At 42.1% G+C, this 18,324-nt stretch carries 16 protein-coding genes; 11 read left to right on the plus strand and 5 right to left on the minus strand.

The features are described from left to right. The first annotated feature begins 273 nt into the window (after positions 1-273). Positions 274-831: a RimK/LysX family protein gene (locus EQO05_RS04560; protein WP_128504227.1), complete on the plus strand. Its 558-nt coding sequence runs from the start codon at positions 274-276 to the stop codon at positions 829-831. 370 nt (positions 832-1,201) lie between these two features. Here the strand turns inward: EQO05_RS04560 and EQO05_RS04565 are convergent, their stop codons facing one another. Both EQO05_RS04565 and EQO05_RS04570 read right to left on the minus strand, forming a co-directional pair. Continuing rightward, a complete protein-coding gene (locus EQO05_RS04565) occupies positions 1,202-2,122 on the minus strand; it encodes an AEC family transporter (protein ID WP_128504229.1) in 921 nt (306 codons plus the stop codon). Between the two features lie 323 nt (positions 2,123-2,445). Next, positions 2,446-2,796: a helix-turn-helix transcriptional regulator gene (locus tag EQO05_RS04570; protein WP_128504231.1), complete on the minus strand. Its 351-nt coding sequence runs from the start codon at positions 2,794-2,796 to the stop codon at positions 2,446-2,448. A gap of 477 nt (positions 2,797-3,273) precedes the next feature. Here EQO05_RS04570 and EQO05_RS04575 point away from each other — a divergent pair, with 477 nt between their 5' ends. Then, on the plus strand, positions 3,274-5,829 hold the full coding sequence (locus EQO05_RS04575; RefSeq protein ID WP_128504233.1) for a CARDB domain-containing protein: 2,556 nt from the start codon (positions 3,274-3,276) through the stop codon (positions 5,827-5,829). 351 nt (positions 5,830-6,180) lie between these two features. Here EQO05_RS04575 and EQO05_RS04580 read toward each other — a convergent pair whose 3' ends face one another. Beyond that, positions 6,181-6,546 (minus strand): DUF5518 domain-containing protein, encoded by a 366-nt coding sequence (locus EQO05_RS04580; protein WP_240664325.1) that lies wholly within the window; start codon positions 6,544-6,546, stop codon positions 6,181-6,183. Positions 6,547-6,774: 228 nt separating this feature from the next. On the opposite strand from EQO05_RS04580, the gene EQO05_RS04585 reads away from it, so the two are divergent. The 6 genes from EQO05_RS04585 to EQO05_RS04610 all read left to right on the plus strand — a co-directional run bounded on the left by EQO05_RS04585 (position 6,775) and on the right by EQO05_RS04610 (position 10,964). Continuing rightward, the gene (locus EQO05_RS04585) at positions 6,775-7,194 is read left to right on the plus strand and encodes an HIT family protein (RefSeq protein WP_128504562.1); all 420 of its coding nucleotides are present in this window, start codon (positions 6,775-6,777) and stop codon (positions 7,192-7,194) included. Between the two features lie 154 nt (positions 7,195-7,348). Next, on the plus strand, positions 7,349-7,576 hold the full coding sequence (locus EQO05_RS04590; protein WP_128504235.1) for a sulfurtransferase TusA family protein: 228 nt from the start codon (positions 7,349-7,351) through the stop codon (positions 7,574-7,576). Between the two features lie 18 nt (positions 7,577-7,594). After that, complete coding sequence (locus EQO05_RS04595; RefSeq protein WP_128504237.1) at positions 7,595-8,014, plus strand: DsrE/DsrF/DrsH-like family protein; 420 nt, start codon at positions 7,595-7,597, stop codon at positions 8,012-8,014. Positions 8,015-8,243: 229 nt separating this feature from the next. Then, the gene (locus EQO05_RS04600; RefSeq protein WP_128504239.1) at positions 8,244-9,398 is read left to right on the plus strand and encodes a cysteine desulfurase family protein; all 1,155 of its coding nucleotides are present in this window, start codon (positions 8,244-8,246) and stop codon (positions 9,396-9,398) included. A 77-nt stretch (positions 9,399-9,475) separates the two neighbouring features. Continuing rightward, the gene (locus tag EQO05_RS04605; RefSeq protein ID WP_128504241.1) at positions 9,476-10,111 is read left to right on the plus strand and encodes an iron-sulfur cluster assembly scaffold protein; all 636 of its coding nucleotides are present in this window, start codon (positions 9,476-9,478) and stop codon (positions 10,109-10,111) included. Positions 10,112-10,169: 58 nt separating this feature from the next. Continuing rightward, positions 10,170-10,964, plus strand: a complete 795-nt coding sequence (locus tag EQO05_RS04610; protein ID WP_128504243.1) for a DUF5602 domain-containing protein — start codon at positions 10,170-10,172, stop codon at positions 10,962-10,964. Positions 10,965-11,076: 112 nt separating this feature from the next. On the opposite strand, the gene EQO05_RS04615 is transcribed toward EQO05_RS04610, so the two are convergent. Further along, positions 11,077-13,221, minus strand: a complete 2,145-nt coding sequence (locus tag EQO05_RS04615) for a catalase (protein WP_240664326.1) — start codon at positions 13,219-13,221, stop codon at positions 11,077-11,079. A gap of 527 nt (positions 13,222-13,748) precedes the next feature. Here EQO05_RS04615 and EQO05_RS04620 point away from each other — a divergent pair. Further along, positions 13,749-14,549, plus strand: coding sequence for a class I SAM-dependent methyltransferase (locus EQO05_RS04620; protein ID WP_128504245.1), 801 nt, complete (start codon positions 13,749-13,751; stop codon positions 14,547-14,549). 62 nt (positions 14,550-14,611) lie between these two features. On the opposite strand, the gene EQO05_RS04625 is transcribed toward EQO05_RS04620, so the two are convergent. Continuing rightward, complete coding sequence (locus EQO05_RS04625) at positions 14,612-15,739, minus strand: aldo/keto reductase (RefSeq protein ID WP_128504247.1); 1,128 nt, start codon at positions 15,737-15,739, stop codon at positions 14,612-14,614. A gap of 551 nt (positions 15,740-16,290) precedes the next feature. Here EQO05_RS04625 and EQO05_RS04630 point away from each other — a divergent pair. Continuing rightward, entirely contained in the window at positions 16,291-17,196 is a 906-nt protein-coding gene (locus tag EQO05_RS04630; protein ID WP_240664327.1) for a flippase-like domain-containing protein, read from the plus strand. Then, the gene (locus tag EQO05_RS04635) at positions 17,172-18,302 is read left to right on the plus strand and encodes a glycosyltransferase family 4 protein (RefSeq protein ID WP_128504250.1); all 1,131 of its coding nucleotides are present in this window, start codon (positions 17,172-17,174) and stop codon (positions 18,300-18,302) included. Before EQO05_RS04630 ends, EQO05_RS04635 begins: the two co-directional genes overlap by 25 nt. Positions 18,303-18,324 lie beyond the last annotated feature (22 nt).

An 18,324-nucleotide genomic window follows, 5' to 3' on the forward strand; every position in this document is an offset into this window, starting at 1 on the left:
TTTTAGTTTAGTTCACTTTTTTAATTTTATTTTTTCTTTATTTTTTTGCTTTTATCTTATTTTTTATAAACTTTGATTATGACAGTTTTTCTTAATTTTATCTTGATTATGGCTTATATTTTGTAACTTTTTACTTTGCTTGATTCTTCAAACTTTTCAATTTGTTTTAAGATCCCTCGCTCTCTGAATATGTTTCCGGCACATTGATCCATTACTCGCAAAGGAAAGGATTAATAAACTTGATATTCAAAATCCCTGAAAGGGGAGATGAATATGGATGTTGACGAAATTCGAACGATATTCAAATTTTCAGCTCAGGAGAAAAATATAATCTCCAGTTTCGAGATTCAGGAAGAATTATTTCTGCCTTATCTGCTTTCGCTAAAATCTGGAGGTTCATGGAGCTACGCCTCCGAGGAAATGAAAAGTATTGCAGTAAAGGATGTTATTACCTATTATGATGACGACAGCAAGGCAGGTTATACCGTGGAGAAGATATACCTGTTTATCGAGCCTGAAATCGTAGAGGAGGAGGGAGTGATCTACAGGCTCGAGAAGTGTGGAACAAGGGAAGAAAGAGAACTGGTTGAGAGACCCTACGTTATAAACCTGAGGGCGAAAAAAGTGATATTTGCAGAGGTTAACCCGAAACTCAGGACGATAAAGATAAAAGAGATGAAGAAAAGCCAGATACGCCTGAAAGGTACACCTGCATATAGCGCAGCTCATGAGCTTGAGCATCTTGAGAAGGGAGAAATAAAAGGAATTCCGATATGGAACTTTGAGTACGTCAGTGAGCCTTTAGGAAATTGCCAGAGAGATGCTGATTAAAAAATAAAAAGTTACTACATAAAAGCTTCCGCAAAAAATGACTACATAAAAATCACATAAGGAATCACATAGGATATCATATAAAATATTACATAAATTGATTTTATAATAATTATCAAATAATATCTTCCATCTACCTTTGCATCAAATTAATGATATCTATAGGGCTAATTTTTCCTATGTATTTCTAATACTTTTTTTGCATTGCTTTTGGGTTATCTATAGGAAAAAATTTATATCAAAAATGGAATGAGCTTCATGATACTTAATTTTCATATGTGTTTGAGTTTTTATATTCCATAGTTTTTGTAATGAATCTGAGCTCAAACACATAGATTGAATAAGCGTTTTCTATAAGACTCTCTATTTGTCACGTCGTGAAAAACACCACCAGGGGAATCGTCACTATACTTACAGCCAGCGTTGCAGCCGTTATCCCAGCGGCATAGGCACCTTCGTGTCCGTGCATCTTTGCAATCATCGGCACGACTGTCATCGTCGGCAGGGACATCAGGATGATCATGGACCAGATCATGTTATTCGGCAGGCTTGTCATCAACAGGAGTTTGCCCAAAAGGATCGGCAAAATAATCATTTTAACAACAATGCCGAAATACAGATCTTTTGTTTTGAATGCGGTCTTCCAGTCGGAGTAGAAGATCAAGGCGCCCAGATAGATCATGGCCATAGCACCGACCGCGTTTTTGATCGTCTGAAGTGTATCATCAATGACCGTGGGCAGCTTGACGCCGATCATAATGAAGATGAGTGCCAAAGCAATCGCAACGATGTTGGGGTTCACAAAGCTCTTTAATGTTATTTTCGCTTTTTTATCGGATGCAGTTGCAAGATACACCCCATAAGTCCAGAATAGGAGTTGATCGACAATACTGAACAACGCTAGATACAAAATGCCGTCCTTCGGAAATAGAGCTATAAGCAGCGGTACACCGACAAATCCGGTGTTTCCGAAAATGAACGCAAACTGAAAAACCTTTGCTTTGTCGCCGGTCGGGCGAAGCCCTTTTGATATAATCCAGGTAACGGATGAAATGATCACATAAAACAGAGCCGCAAGACCGATCATTGTGGCATTCTCCCAGATCATCTGTCTTGTCGTTCCGGCATAGGTCATATAAAAGATCAGCACAGGCAGAAAGATCTTTGAAACCAGTTTAGCAAGATCCGGTAGATAATTTTCCTGGATAACACCCTGCTTAGCCGCCACATGTCCGACTAGAAGAATACTGAAGAAAAGGATCATCTGATGAACGACGATTGAAAACAACATCTTGTAAATCTCCTTTTTGTTAATCTTGAAAGCGTGATAGGAATACTGAGCCACCCGCACGCCTGAGTTATTTTACCATACAGTATGCTCACCGTCTTTGGTTTTTGTAAATAGTCACAAAGCAGTATCATTACAGATACATACCCTTGATAATCTCATGAATAGTAGCAATTGCGAGTCAGTTCACGTAAGTATATTTCCATTTTCTAGAAGAGAATAAGCAAATACTTATAATCAGGACGTTATGTATTTTACTGACATTTGAATATATTATTATATATTTACTGATACCTGGATACTTATAATCAAGACATAATACTTGCTTACTGATCCTTATTATTATAAGGACATTTGTCACAGGAAAAATTATATTGGCATCTCTCAACGGTTGTTTTAAATAATTCATCTATTTCCATTCTATATTTAGACAACACATCGGAATTAATTTTATAAAAAACTCTAAAACCTCTACGATTCTCTTCAAGTATTCCAATATTCTTTAAAATCTTTATATGCTGCGATGTGGCAGGTTGAGAAATGTCAAGTTGTTTAGCTACATCAGAAACACAAAAGGTTTCACTATTATTAGAAGCAAATATTTTTATTATTTTTAGTCTTTTCTCATCGCCAAGGGCTTTGAGAACTTCAGCCATGTTTTTGATATGACCTTTCACAAAATAACCTCTCAATTATAAATATATAAGCATTCTCTTATATATGTTTGTCAGGTATTACAAATAATTTTCTTTTTTTCCTGTTTCGCCAAATACTGGAGTTATACCCCAGCAAAAAGGTATTTCTTCAAATTAAGTGGAAACCGCTTCATTTTCAATTAAATGCTCTTCTATTTGTTAATTCTGAAATTATTATAAGAAATCAAATTCCTCTTATCTTAACTGATTCAGAAATATGTGACATAATTAAAAATAGAAGAAATGAAAAGGTTGACGTTAAAATAGAAAGCATTAAAAGTTTATAGAGCAAGAATTTTGTGTGGAGCGATGTATAAATAATGTCCTGTCAGGAATTCACTGGAAAAACTCACTAATGAGTAAAGATTATGAACATTATTGTAGGACTCAAATTATCCCTTTTAATGAGTTGCTGACGTACCGGACATTTCTTTATCGAGGGTGCGGAGGCCTGTAGAAATGAGAACTGGTTTTCTTAATGCTTTAATCTGTATACTACTCATAGGGTTAATAATTCCTGGAATGATCCCGGGCATCGCATTTGCTGTGGAAGATATAGATAAGGGATCTGAGGAAAATGGAAACTCGACTGTTGACCTGGTAATTGAAAGTATCTCATTTGATCCTGAAAATCCTGGTCCCGAGCAGAAGAAAGTAGATATCATAACATCGGTGAAGAACCAGGGAAACGGAACTTCGGAATCAACAAATCTGGCTTATTTTATAAATGGTTATCGCACAGGAGAGAGTAGAGTTCCTGAAATTGAAGCTGGACAACGTGAGCAGATATCATTTTCATGGGAACCGGAGTCCGAAGAAGGCACAGTGGAAGTAACTGTGAAAATTGACGAAAGAGAATTAGTGCCTGAAACTAATGAAGACAATAACGAGAGGGCTCAATCCTTAACTTTCGCCGGACTCCCGGACCTGATAATAGATACCTTCAGGTATCCCAAGGAAGCGAAAACTGGAGAACTCAAGAACATAGAAATAATTGTTAAGAACCAGGGAACATCGGAATCGGAAGGAACAAAGCTGAAACTCCAGATCGACGGAGTTGAAGTTAACGAATGGGATGTATCCTCACTCGCCGCAGGAGAGAACAGTGAATTAATCTCAGAGCCATGGACTCCGGCATCAGACGGGCCTGTAGAGATAAAAGCCGTAGTTGATTCTGAAATGTCTGTATCTGAGAGTAATGAGAGTAATAACCAGAAAACAGGCACTGTAACCGTAACCGGGTCAGAGGAATTACTTCCGGATCTGACGATAGAATCCTTCAAATATCCTGAGAATTCGGAACCTGGAAAGCATGAGAACATAGAAATACGTGTGAAGAACCAGGGAACATCGGCCTCCGAAGTAGCAACGAAACTGGAACTCTATATCGGCGGAGTAAAGGTTAACGAATGGGATATTCCCTCACTTCCGGCAGGAGAAAGTAGTGAGCCGTTCTCAGGGGAATGGATTCCGGCATCAGAAGGGTCCGTAGAGATAAAAGCCGTGGTCGATGGAGGGAACCTGGTAAATGAGAGCCATGAAAACAATAACCAGAAAGCTGATACTGTAACCGTAACCGTATCAGAGGAGCTTCTTCCTGACCTTGTGGTTGAAGACATTTTATCTGAGCAGGGTGACCCTCAGGCAGGAAAACTTTCGAATCTTACCGTGAAAATAAAAAACCAGGGTGCAGCTCCTGCAGCGGAGGCTGCGGCAAAATGGTATATTAACGGTGAGGCTGTTAACGAGAATCTTCAGGTTCCAGCTCTTTCAGAAGGGGCAAATGCAGAAGTATTACTTCCACTGACTCCGGAAAAGGCAGGAAAAACGGAAGTGAAAGTACTTGTTGATTCTGGAGCTTCTGTAACAGAGAGTAATGAGAGTAACAACCAGCTCACAAAAGTAATAGATGTCAAGGGTTTACTGCCTGACCTGAGAATTGAGTCTCTTTTTTTGAACCCGGAAACCCCGAAACCGGGAGAGAATATAACTTTCACGGTAACGGTAAAAAACGATGGGGCTGGGGATGCATCGAGCAACGAACTTGAATACAACATAAATGGAATAAACGAAACATATAGCGGGAGAATCCTGATACCCGCACTTTCTCCAGGCAACACGACAAGTGGTACTTTTTCCTGGGCACCCGGAAATGAAGGGCAAATCGAAATAAAAGCGACCATAGATGCCGGAGGCGTGGTGTCCGAAAATAATGAGTCTAATAACGAACTCACAAAAACTTTGACAGTCTCTAAAGAAACTATTTCAGGCGGTAGCGGAGGGGGCGGGAGACCCAGGTCATCCGGAAGCAGTGGAGGAGGAGGCACTGCTTCTAAAGAGCCGGCAAGCAATGTTGATGTGAAGGAGCTTTCCACCAGGCATGTTATAAACAGTTATCATGTCAAATTCGATTTCATAGAAAACGTTACATGCGTCACATATATTGAATTTGATCCAAAGAAGACGTTCAGGAGAACAACAACAATTGTAGAAGTGCTAAAAAATAAATCCGTTTTCGTCCCGGAACTTCCCTTGGGAAGGATATATAAACATATGAATATCTGGGTGGGAGACGAAGGAGCCGGGCTTCCCGGTTCTTTTAAAAATGGAGTCATTGAGTTTAGGGTTGGAAAGGCATGGATTAAAGAGAACAACGTGAATCAATCCCTTATAGCCCTCCAGTGGTACGATAAAAGCTGGCGTTCTCTTTACACCGAAAAAGTAAGAGAAGATCGGAATTACGTTTACTTTAAAGCGGAAACTCCCGGTTTCTCCTGTTTTGCAATAACGGAATATATAGTAGATGAAAAAAGCAGCCAGGAAACAGAAGGAGAGGGAAAGTTACAGGAGACTTTAAAAAATTGGAACGGCCGAAAAGCAGGTAACCTGAACGGAAGTGTAGAAGAAAGCGGTCTAATTAAAAACCCTATGGGAAAGGCCAAGATACTTATGGCAATATCTCTGCCTCTGTTCATGATTTTTGTAGAGTACTTTATCCTGAAGAAAAAAATCTGAAAAACTTTTTTCTTCATAATTCTATTTTCAAATAAAACTGTGAAAAGCAGGTTTTGAGCCGGATAGTCCACTCCTGTCACCTGGCTAATAAATTTTCTATTTTTTTGCCAGCTGCCCCAACAGAAATAGTTTTCAGGATAACAGATATGCTCTAGCCGGAGATTCCGAAAGGTATGTAAGGTAAAAATAATCTGCCGCAACCGGACAATCAATATGCCTTAACTGGAGTATCTTGTCTGACTAAATGGAGAATCTAATTCTCCACAGTCAGGTAATGTTCTCAAAAAAGGGCTTAATGCAGGCACTTTTTGAGATTACAGAGTTTTCGATTCATTTGCAGGAAGATAGCTATCAGATTGTACTTCTCTCAGCCAGAAGAGCTCCAATTACCGACCCAAGTATGCCTATTATAGCTGTGTGAGCTACGATAACCAGAGTAATTATAAACGCAGAAGCCGCTACGAATCCCCCGAGAACAGGAGCATCTCTAAGTATCGACCCCAGGACTCCTCCCAGAAGAAAGCCTGGAATAATCATAAAGACAGTCATCAGAACTCCTGTCTTAAGCCCTCCTCCGGATCCTCCATCCGCGTAATAGCCTCCTAAGAGACCGCCCAGTAAAGGGGCTATGGAGTTTACCAATGGAATAAAATAAAAAATAAAAGTACAGACCATACCTATCAGTGCACCACCCAGAACTCTAGCTATTATTTCCACCCCCGATAATGAAGTAAAATACAAATTATGGATATTAGAATAAATTTGATTTAATTATTATTAAATATATAGTAAACGTTTAGTAATTCTCATTTCGAAAAGGAGCTAAAATCTCTCATGCTTTTCCTGCCTTCTACCCGCTTATCTTAATTTATTGCTCTGAATACAGGTGCGAAAGGAACAGAACCCTGATATAAGTGTATCCCCTAAAACTTAAGGGGATTGGATATAATGGAAGATTGCCTTTTTTGCAAGATAATAGCGGGGAAAATTCCTTCAGATAAGGTATATGAAGACGATACTGTTTTTGCATTTCTTGATGTTTTTCCGGCTAGTGAAGGGCATACCCTTGTGGCTCCTAAAAAGCACTTCGTCAAGTTTACGGATATGGATGCGGAAAGTGTTGCCATGCTTTTTGAGGCTGCAAGAAAGATTACGGCGGCAGTCGAGAAGGCATTTCCGGCTGAGGGATCAAATATAGGAATCAATAATGGGAAAGTAGCTGGACAGGAAATTCCCCATGTACACGTACATGTTATTCCAAGAAGGAAAGGAGACGGCGGGAGAGGAATAAAATCAATAGTATGGACTGAGCCGGATACTACCAATCTGAAAGAGGTTGCAGAAAAACTCAGAAGAGCGCTCTGAAAAGAAAGATTGAAATAACAGGGGTAATTCCCGATAGAACTTTTAATGCGAAACGATAATATATTTTTTGGGATATAATGAACTTTAGCAAAGGACGGCAGGCAGAACTGCTGTAAGAATCCTTCCTTTTCTCTTACTTTGGGGGGTAAGAATAATGGCAGATGTAGAAATCGATGTTCGAGGGCAGACCTGTCCGGTTCCGCTGGTAGAGTGCAGAAAGGCTTTGAAGAAAGCCTCTCCGGGGGATCTTGTTATTGTGAAAGGAACACATCCGGCGTCGAGAAAGGAAATTCCTATGGCTTGCGAGGCAATGGGGCTTGAAGTGCTGGATATTGAGGATAAAGAAGGAGGGAAAGAGTGGGAGATAAAGATCCGGAGATGAACCGGAAGAGGAGTCGAAATGGGGGAAAAGACGGTAATTATTCTTCACAGCGGCGATATGGATAAAGTATACAGTGCACTTATAATTGCTAACGGAGCCCTGGCAATGGGTATGGAGGCTTCGATATATTTTACTTTCTGGGGGCTAATGCGCCTGAAGAAAGGAGAGCTTGATAAAGGTCAGCTTTCCAAGATGAATATGCTGGGACTTGGCAGGCAGATGATAAAGAAAAGAATGGACAAAGCCAATGTAGTTTCACTTGAAAGATTGATGAACGATTTCAAGGAACTTGGGGGAAAAATAATCGCCTGCGAGATGACCATGGAAATCATGGGTTTAAGTAAGGAAGAACTTCGAACGGAATGGATAGACGAATGGGGCGCTGTTGGTTCCTATATTCAGGAAGCAAGAGATGCCAGCGTAACGCTCTTTATCTGAAGTTTAAAAAGTTACTAGATTTCAAATTACACTATAGTAGAACTTATCTTGTGAGTCGGCCTGATTCAGACTTACTTCATCCAGTTAAATTAATATTCCGGGAGTTTTTCGGATCTAAAGCCTCAAGGTTTCTCGGCTTAGAAGCCGCACAATTCACTGAAAAACTTGAGTTTAGCTGTAGAATTCAAAATTATATTGTATATGGGGAGGGAGAAAAATATTTGAGAATGTGATATATCTTGACAATGCCGCATCCACCAGATTGGATGAACAGGTACTTGAAGCGATGAAGCCCTATTTTTTTGATACTTATGCAGTGGCAACATCGGAATTCGGCTATTCTATGGGGATTGACGCAAAGGAAGCACTCGAAAGGTCCCGAGAAAGCATTGCTCTAAAACTTGATGCAAACTCGGAAGAGGTTATTTTCACATCAGGATCCACCGAATCAAGCAATACCGCACTTAAAGGAGTTGCCTGGGCTTTTAAAGAGAAGAAAGGAAAGCATATCATTGTCTCGAAAATCGAGGATTTTCCTGTGCTGAATACCGCAAAAGCTCTTGAGAGAGAGGGTTTTAGTGCAACTTTCCTTGATGTGGATGCTGAAGGGTTTGTAGACCTCGAAGGGCTGAGAAATGCAATCACAAAGGAAACGGTCCTTGTCTCAATCCAGCAAGGGAACCAGGAAATAGGAACAGTCCAGGATCTGAAAGCTATCTCAGAGATCTGTGAAGAAAAAGATGTGCTCCTGCACACAGATGCTACTCATAGCTTTACCAGGCTTCCCCTGAGTATGAAGGAACTGCCCGTAGACCTGATCACCATGTCCGCCCACACTATTCACGGCCCAAGAGGAGTGGGGGCTCTTTACATCCGGAAAGATACCCCGATAACCAAGTTTATGGACGGCGGTTTTCAGGAATTTAACCTGAGGGCAGGAGTGGAAGATATTCCATCAGCAGTTGGTTTTGCAAAAGCCGTAGAGCTCGTAACCGAAGAGGAAAACGGGAGGCTCAAAGCCATGAGAGATCGGGTAATTGACAAAGCACTTTCCGGGATTCCTGATGTTACGCTCAACGGGAGCAGGGAAAAGCGCCTCCCTCAGAACGCAAACCTGACTTTCCACTATGTAGAAGGCGAATCCGTAACTCTGCATATGGATATGAGAGGTTTTGCGGTAAGCACGGGTTCTGCCTGTTTTAGCCGGTCTCTCGAAGCCAGCCATGTAATCAGGGGTATCGGAGGAGACCATGAGAGAGCGCACGGTTCGGTACGCTTTACCTTCGGGCGCTATAACCGCATGGAAGACGCTGATGCCGCAATTGAGGCAATGAGTGAGATAGTGGCAAGGCTCAGGGAAATAAGTCCCCTTGCGAGAAAATGAACAAAGGATTGAAGGATAGTACGAGAGAAGCAGATTATAGAAGCTCAGGGAAAGGAAAATTAGAGAAAGGTGAGAAAATGAAATTTCCTTACAGTCAAAAAGTGCTGGAACATTTCAAGAACCCGCATAATGTAGGAAAGATCGAGAACCCTGACGGAAAGGGCCTTGAAGGAAGTCCGGCTTGCGGAGACATGGTTGCAGTTTATATAAAGGTCAATCCCGATACAAGGGTTATTGAAGATGTAAAATTCGAATCTTACGGCTGTGCATCAAATATTGCCACAGCCTCAATAATAACCGATCTAGCATTAGGAAAAACTCTTGATGAAGCGAAGAAAATAACCTGGAAGCAGGCTGCTGAAGAACTTGGCGGATTGCCTCCGATAAAAGCCCACTGTTCAGTGCTTGCAGTTGAGGGCCTGCGAGCCGCAATCAAGGACTATGAGGAAAAGCATGGGCTTATAACCGAGAAGGAGCCCACAACCGAAGAAGTTGTCAAGAAGAGACTTAAACACGTTATGAACCCCCTGACAGGGCTTGATATCATCCGTACAAACCTTATCCTTAAAACCAGTGTTGAGGATGGAGTGGTGAGAGTAGTTGTGGATTTGCCTGCAAACCATCAGTTTGCTCCGGCGATAAAAGAGGATATTGCGGAAAAATTGGGGTCTTTATGGGATGTCGAGAGGGTTGATGTGGTGTTTACGGCCTGAGTGATAGAATCGTATCATGGTTTAAGGGAAATAAGAACGCTATATGGTAGGGGGTAATATGAAGGGTGAAAAAATGACATATTATTTATGTCTACTCACAGCGACTGCGATCCTCCTTTCCGGCTGTGCAATAGGGGAGTGCCAGCCGCAAAAAGGGAATTGCATTATGAAGCCAGCTCAAATGGAAACGTTTGAGGGGGAAAATAAAACTCTGGGCAATGGAACTGTCTATTCCTGGGTTACGCTTGACACCGAAGGAAATCCTTCATCAATAGGAGTAAACTTCACAGAATCAGCCCTGGAGGAACTGCCAGAAGCGGTTGTAGAGTATGCATTTGATCTGCCAGAAGAAGCTGCTTCTACAGCCTATGACCATGTAGGAATTGATTGGAATCCGGCTGGACATGACCCGCATGGGATCTATGATAAGCCGCATTTTGATTTCCATTTTTACATGATAAGCCCTGAAGAAAGGGATAAAATTACAGCTTCTGATAAAGACTCAGAGAAATTATCAAAAGAGCCGGTTCCCGGTTATATCCCCGAAGGATATGTTTCCACACCCGGAGGAGTACCCAGAATGGGAGCACACTGGATAGATCCTGAAGCCCCTGAGTTTAAAGGACAGCCCTTTAATGAGACCTTTATCTATGGGTTTTACAACGGGAAAATGGTTTTCGTCGAACCGATGGTTACAATAGCCTTCCTTGAGGCAAAACCGGAAATAACGAAAGAACTCAAGCTTCCGAAATGCTATCCGGCAGGTGCATACTACCCCACTAACTATTCCATAAGCTATAATGAAGCGAGTAAAGCGTATACGGTAGCCCTGGAGAATCTAACCCTCAGATAAGATACATAGTTTAATTTTTAAAAACAGAGAGAGGAGTAATTTCTCCTCTCAATTAGTCTCAGCTTAAGTTAATTTAGCCCAGATGAACTAAAAAGTTAGAGCTTAATTAAGCTCAGGCTGGAACCTGTTCTTTCTTTTCCCTGTCCCAGTGCCGGTGCTTTGCAATCGCAGTGGTGAAGGATTTGTTAAAATCGCTCCTATCCCCTTCTTTGACGGCAGTTACGACACCTTTATCGGAGACTAACGGAATCTCTTTGTCAACCGATTCCTTCCCTGCAAATTGTATATCTGGCAGGTTTGCAGCTTTGAATAACTCTACGCCTTCACCGGTTGCCCCCAGTGCTTTGCAGTGCCGGAATGCCTCATTGACGAAATGGATTGCATCTCCCTGCATTTTCAGGGTCTTTACATTCTCTTTTCCTCCCGGGATATATACGGCGTCGTACAGTACTGATTCCGTAGTGACGTAGCTTTTATCAACCTCTATTTCTTCCCCGCTTGAACTCTTTAGCATCCCCTGGTGTTCAGAAACAATATGGGTTTTTGCTCCGCCAGCCTCTAAAGCCTGCTTTACCTGGCTAACATCGTTATGATTATACCCATCCGCAGCAATGATGGCAATCTTTCTGGTTTTAATGGTGTTCTTCACATTACGCTCCGAGCGCTCCTGGCTGACATTCGGAGACTCTTTTGTGACAGGGGATCCTCCTTTCTTTTCAGGAGCAGGGACACCTACCCCCTTTGCAATTTCAATTGCAAGATCTCCGTCCACATTGTTGAACATATCAACAACCGCTTTCCGTATATTCTTATCATTAACTTTTCCTATCTCAAAATGGAATGCTTCTATAATGTGTTTCTTTTCCGGCTCCGACATACTGTTCCAGAATAATTTGGCCTGGCTGAAAAAGTCTTTGAACTTCTCACTGCGGGAGCGGATCTTTTTACCCTCTACCTTTTCCATATAGTGGACGTATCCGCCTTCTTCTCCAGAAGCCGGACGAGGAAGGTTTTCCCCTACCGTGTTAGGGAAATAACTTGTTTTGCCTTTGTTTATCGTCGTACGGTGATAGCCCTCTCTTTGATTATTGGCTACCGGTGCCAGCGGCCGGTTAATCGGGATTTCCTGGAAATTCGGACCACCCAGGCGGATTAATTGCGTATCGAGATATGAGAAAAGGCGCCCCTGAAGGAGCGGGTCGTTGGAAAAGTCGATACCTGGAACCACATTTGCCGGGCAGAATGCTACCTGTTCGGTTTCAGCAAAGAAATTATCAGGATTGCGGTTAAGGGTCATCTTACCTATCCATTTAATAGGTACATCCTCTTCCGGCCAGATCTTGGTGGGATCTAGAATATCGAAGTCGAATTTAAACTCGTCCTCTTCCTCCAGGATCTGCACTCCGAACTCATACTCCGGATAGTCTCCCATCTCAATTGCTTCCCAGAGGTCACGCCGGTTAAAATCGGGATCTTTTCCTGCTATTTTCTGAGTTTCATCCCAGACAAGGGAGTGAATGCCAAGCAGGGGTTTCCAGTGAAACTTTATAAATCTCCCCTTGCCTTCCGAATTAACGAAACGGAAGGTGTTAACCCCAAAGCCCTCCATCATGCGGTAACTCCTGGGAAGCGCACGATCGGAAAGAACCCACATAATCATGTGTGCATTTTCCGGGTGGCAGGAGACAAAGTCCCAGAATGTATCGTGGGCTGCCGAAGCCTGGGGTATCTGGTTGTCCTGTTCGGGTTTAATCGCATGGACAAGATCAGGGAACTTAATAGCATCCTGAATAAAGAATACAGGCATATTATTGCCGACAAGGTCATAGTTCCCATCCTCAGTGTAGAACTTTGTCGCAAAACCCCGGACATCCCTGACGGTATCAGCCGAGCCTCTAAAACCTACAACCGTCGAAAACCGTACAAAGACAGGCGTTTTCTTATTAGGATCCTGAAGGAATTTCGCACTCGTATATTCCTTCATAGGCTCATAGACCTGGAAATACCCGTACGCTCCGGATCCACGGGCATGTACAACCCTTTCCGGAATCCGCTCATGATCAAAATGAGTTAATTTCTCCCTGAAATGGAAATCTTCAAGCAGGGTTGGTCCCCTTTCCCCTGCTTTGAGTGAAATATCTGTATTGCTAACTCTAACACCCTGATTCGTTGTCAGGAATTCACGCTCAGGATCTTCACGGACCATCTCTAACTGCTCGTCTTTGCTCTTTTCATCGACTATCCTCTTCTTCTCCACTGTTCAGCACCTTCCCTATTTATCTGGTTCTAAATTTTAGATAACTGGAATTTATATTTTCATGGGTTCTTAAAGGAAGCAAAGGCGGGTAGTGGCATATCTCAATGTAAGTGACTATCATGACTGAAACGCAAAATTTCAGACCCAGTCCGTGATACATCTGATTCTGGCAGCCAGAGAATAATTTTAGCTCCATACGGGTCAGAGCTTTAGCTCAATCTACAACTAACAATTGAGTGCATATGCATGCTCAACTTCCCCATTCCAACTTCCCCATTTGTAAATTGGTTTGTTATTATATGAGTGTTTTTATAAAGAGATTAAATCCTTAACACAGAAGATGAACTCTGGAATGAATTAATAGAACACCGCAGGGACTTGCAGGCAAGACGTGTAAAACTGGAAGGAATTATCCTGAGTGCTGACTTTCAGCCGGTGCAGTAGCATTTGTTTCTTTGCATAAAGATAAGAATATATTAGCCAAAAACATTTAATGAACATTGAACTTGAAAAAAGAGAGTGAGCACATGGCTGGATATGTTCACGGTTATTCCGAAAGAGAAGCGCTCCGTCTGGAAGAGCAGGCAGATACACTTGAGGGACTTCTTCATTACGATACAATATATCCACCCGGGGCAAAGGTACTCGAAGCCGGCTGCGGAATAGGGGCCCAGACCGTTATTCTGGCAAAAAACAACCCCAGGGCAGAAATCACTTCGATTGATGTCTCTCTGGATTCACTTGAAAAGGCCAGAGAAAATGTGGATTCTAAAAGTATTGGAAATGTCAGATTCCTGCAGGCAGATATATTTTCTCCCCCTTTCGAAGATGAGAGTTTTGACCATATTTTCGTTTGTTTCGTACTTGAGCATCTTCAGAATCCGTCCGAAGCTCTGGATAGACTTAGAAAAGTCCTGAAACCTGGGGGTACTATAACTGTTATTGAAGGAGACCACGGTTCATGTTACTTTTATCCGGAAGGAGAAGAAGCTCTTGCAGCCTGGAATTGCCTTATCAAGGTACAGTCATATATGAAAGGAAATTCCCTTATCGGACGCCAGCTTTACCCTCTTCTGCAGGGATCAGGATTCAATGAGGTGAAAGTAGAGCCCAGGATGGTATATGCGGATTCCAGTAAGCCTGAGCTGGTAGACGGTTTTATCCTGAAGACCATTATTCCCATGGTAGAAGGCGTGAAAAGACAGTCTCTGGAAATGCAAATGATCGAAGAAGAAACATGGAATAAAGGGATAACAGAACTCCATGAGACTGCCAGACCCACAGGCACGTTTTGCTATACCTTCTTTAAAGGAAGAGCGAGAAAGTAAAAAATCCTGAACTCAAGTAATTGGAATAGCCCAGGGTTCAGGGGGAAAACGGAAAAAACAGGTTATTTCTCAAACAACCTTGAAACCTCTTTTAACATCTCTCTTATAGGGGTCTTTTGTGGACATTTTTCCTCGCATTCCCCGCATTCCGTACAGTTTGAAGCCTTGCCTTCAAGGCCGCTATATAAGAGTTTTTCCTCTTCGATTTTATCAAACATCTCAGCATTATTAAGGTATTTAAAGTTCTCAGGAATATTTACTCCTGAAGGACAGGGCATGCAGTACTGGCAACCAGTACAGTTAACTCTGGTTTTCGACCTGTAGATCTCCTTTACTTTGGAAATCAACCTTCTCTCTTCCTCTGTCAGGGAATTAGGAAAACCGTTTGCTGCAATTTTTACGTTATCTTCTACGTGAGCCAGTTCGGTCATGCCACTCAGGACAACACCTATCTCAGGATAGTCCCAGAGATAACGAAGACCCCATTCCACAGGGCTTCGTATGGTTTCAGCACTATCCCAGATCTCCTTGACTTCCCGAGGAATTTTTGAAGCCAGGTATCCTCCACGCAGAGGTTCCATAATAGCAACCCCAAGACCCTTTGAAGCTGCATACATCAGACCTTCTTTGCCTGCCTGGAAGCTTTCGTCCATGAAATTAAACTGGATTTGACACATGTTCCATGGATAAGAATCAACGATTTCTTTAAATAGGTCCATATTGTCATGGAAAGAGAAACCTGTATATTTTATTCGTCCATCTTTAAGGGCGGAATTAAGGAAATCAAAAACATCATGCTTTTTTAAAAGGGGCCAGAAATCCCCGTTCAGCGCGTGAAGAAGATAGAAATCTATATAGTCAGTCCTGAGTCGTTCAAGCTGCTCGTTTAAATAACGGTCCATATCCTCCCTGCTCGTAACAAGCCAGCTTGGAAGTTTCGTTGCGAGACAGACTTTTTCCCTGTAGCCATCCTGAAGGGCTTTCCCAATAACAGATTCACTCATACCCCCATGATAGGGATATGCAGTATCAATATAATTGACGCCGTGATCAATGGCGTAACGAATCATTTGTGCAGCTTTTTCCTCATCAACTTTTGAATCGTCACCCCCAAGAGTAGGAAGCCGCATAGTACCGAATCCAAGTATTGAGACACTTTTACCCGTTTGACCAAGCTCTCGATATAACATTATATTTACCCCTCAATATAAAAGAAAAAAATCCACCCCAGGTGAAATTCTTATTACCTTTTCGACATGATACTTGATAATACTTTGTGAGATTACGAACCGTCCAAATGAAGGCAGAAAAAGGCTCAACCGGGAGAAAAAGACCTGTTTCTGGAAAAAATACCTGAACTCAGAGCGAACTTAACCTGAGACAGCTACTTCTCAGGGGGAGAGAGTTTCTGGAGAAAACGATGATGACATGTATATATAAAAAGAGCTTAAACTAAGAATAGGAATTAAGTGGGGGCAAAGAGGTACTTTTGATGTGATTAGCCGGGTATGTAAAGGAATACTTAAAATTGTCCTTTTCCGGTTTATGAGAAGTTCCAGATTATAAAGATCCGAATTAAAAAATGCCTCTTCAGTTAGTGGAAGAAACCGGACTGAAACGGATTTCAGCTGATGGAGAAAATACTTAAAATGACCTGTTCTGAGCTGGTTGTGGAGGTGCTTAGCTGAACCTCGGAAGACTGAAGAGAATCACTCTGGCTATTTTATTACTCACCGCAGGAGTGATTTCAGTTTGCATCTACTGGACAGAAATTGTGCGTGTACTGGAAGAAAGCTGGAGAATGCTCAGCGGAGCCCGGATCAGTTATGTTATTCTGGCTTCCTCGGCTTACCTGCTGAGTGTTTACTTTTTTGCAGTCCGCTGGCAACAGGTGCTCTCCTCTATCGGGTATGAGCTTAAAGCCACAAGCCTTCTTCCTATTTTTTTCGGGGCAGCGTTCTTAAACAACATTACCCCGGCAAGCAGGACAGGAGGAGAATCCCTCCGGATAATCTGGGCTAACAAAAGCTTTGGAATCAGTTACACCCATGCCCTCATAGCAATAGTTTTCGAGAGACTGGTTGAGGCAATTCCTGTTGCACTGCTATCAATTTACGTTCTATACTTATTCCCCTCATTAGAGATAGAATTCCTGCCTCAGAAGAGTGCTTTAACGTTAAACTCGACCTATCTGATATTCGTAGCTATCCTTACAGCAGGGGTGGCAACATGGCTTTTCCGGGAGAAATTTATTATTCTTTTCAGGGATATGCAGCAAAATCAAAAGCAGATTAATAAATCCTTCATTCCTGTTCTCCTGCTATCCTGCAGCATATGGGCTCTCGATGTGCTGCGCCTCAAATTGGTAGCTTCAGCCCTTGAAATCTCCTTATCTGTGAACTCAATTATAACACTTTCAGTCCTGTACCTCGTGCTGGGATGCCTTCCAATTACTCCGGGGGGACTCGGTATAGTAGAGGGAGGCTTGATTTCCTTGCTTCTCTATTTCGGGTTGTCACTTGCCTCAGCAGGTAGCTTTGTGCTTCTTGAGAGGTTAATCTCCTATGGACTCAGCAGTCTGATAGGTGGTGTGTACCTGTTTTATTATGGGGGATATGAGATATGGAAAAACACAAAATCGCGTTGATCAGTGACTGGTATTTTCCAAAGGTCGGAGGGATCGAGTATTCCATGCATTCTCTTGCAAAAAAGTTAGTTCAGAAGGGGCATGAGGTTCATATTATTACCAGAAGCTATCCTGATATTCCTCAATATAGCGTAAGGGACAAAGCAAGAATAATAAGGATAGAAGGCAGCCCCATTCCCGGACAACAGCGTTTCCTGATGCCGGGCGCTTATAAAGAACTCTACAATTTATTGAAATCTGAAAAATATGATATTATCAACTCTCACGGACTGGACTCCCCGCTCAGTATGGCTGCTCTTATCGCGTCCAGAAAACTTGGATTTCCGTCCGTAGTTACCAATCACTCTCTTGTAGGGGACACACCACTGAGCCCCTTTCTGTATCTGGCAGGGAAACTGCTTATCAGAAACGCCGATGCAGTGATTGCAGTCAGTTCAGCAGTCGAAAAAGACTCAAAGACAATGACAGAAAAACCTATTTACTGTATTTCTAACGGTATTGATCCGGAGAGTAAGACTATCAAGATCCCCTTTCCTGTAGATAAGCGAAGAAAAACCGTAATTATTACGGTTGCACGCATGATTAAAAAGAAAGGAGTTCAGAATATTATATGCCTTGCCCCTTCGATTCTGAAAAAACATGAAAATTTACTATTTGTAATGATAGGAGACGGACCCCTCAGGAAAAGATTGGAAAGAAAGGTAGAAGAAGCAGGTTTATCCGGAAACTTCTATTTTACAGGAGAGGTTCCCAGGGAAAAAGTACTGGGGTATCTGGAACAGGCTGATATCTTTGCTCTTCCTTCGATTAATGAAGCCTTCGGAATTTCGATCCTGGAAGCGATTTCAAAAGAGGTTCCTGTTGTTGCAATGAATAATAGCGGGGTTTCGGATATAATCAGGAGCGGCGTAAACGGCTACCTTGCAAATAATCTTGCAGAATTTTCCTATCTCCTGCAGGATTTGATAGAGAACCCGGATCTGCGAACCTCATTTGCACTGGAGGCAGTCCGTGGGCTTTCAAATTATGACTTAAATAAAATATGTGAGCAAACAAGCAGGGTATATTCAAGTGTTATTTATGAAAAATATAACAATAACAATTGATGCGGAAGCGGGCTGCCGACCT

Source organism: Methanosarcina sp. MSH10X1 (assembly GCF_004099695.1).
In the GTDB taxonomy this organism is placed as follows: Archaea; Halobacteriota; Methanosarcinia; order Methanosarcinales; family Methanosarcinaceae; genus Methanosarcina.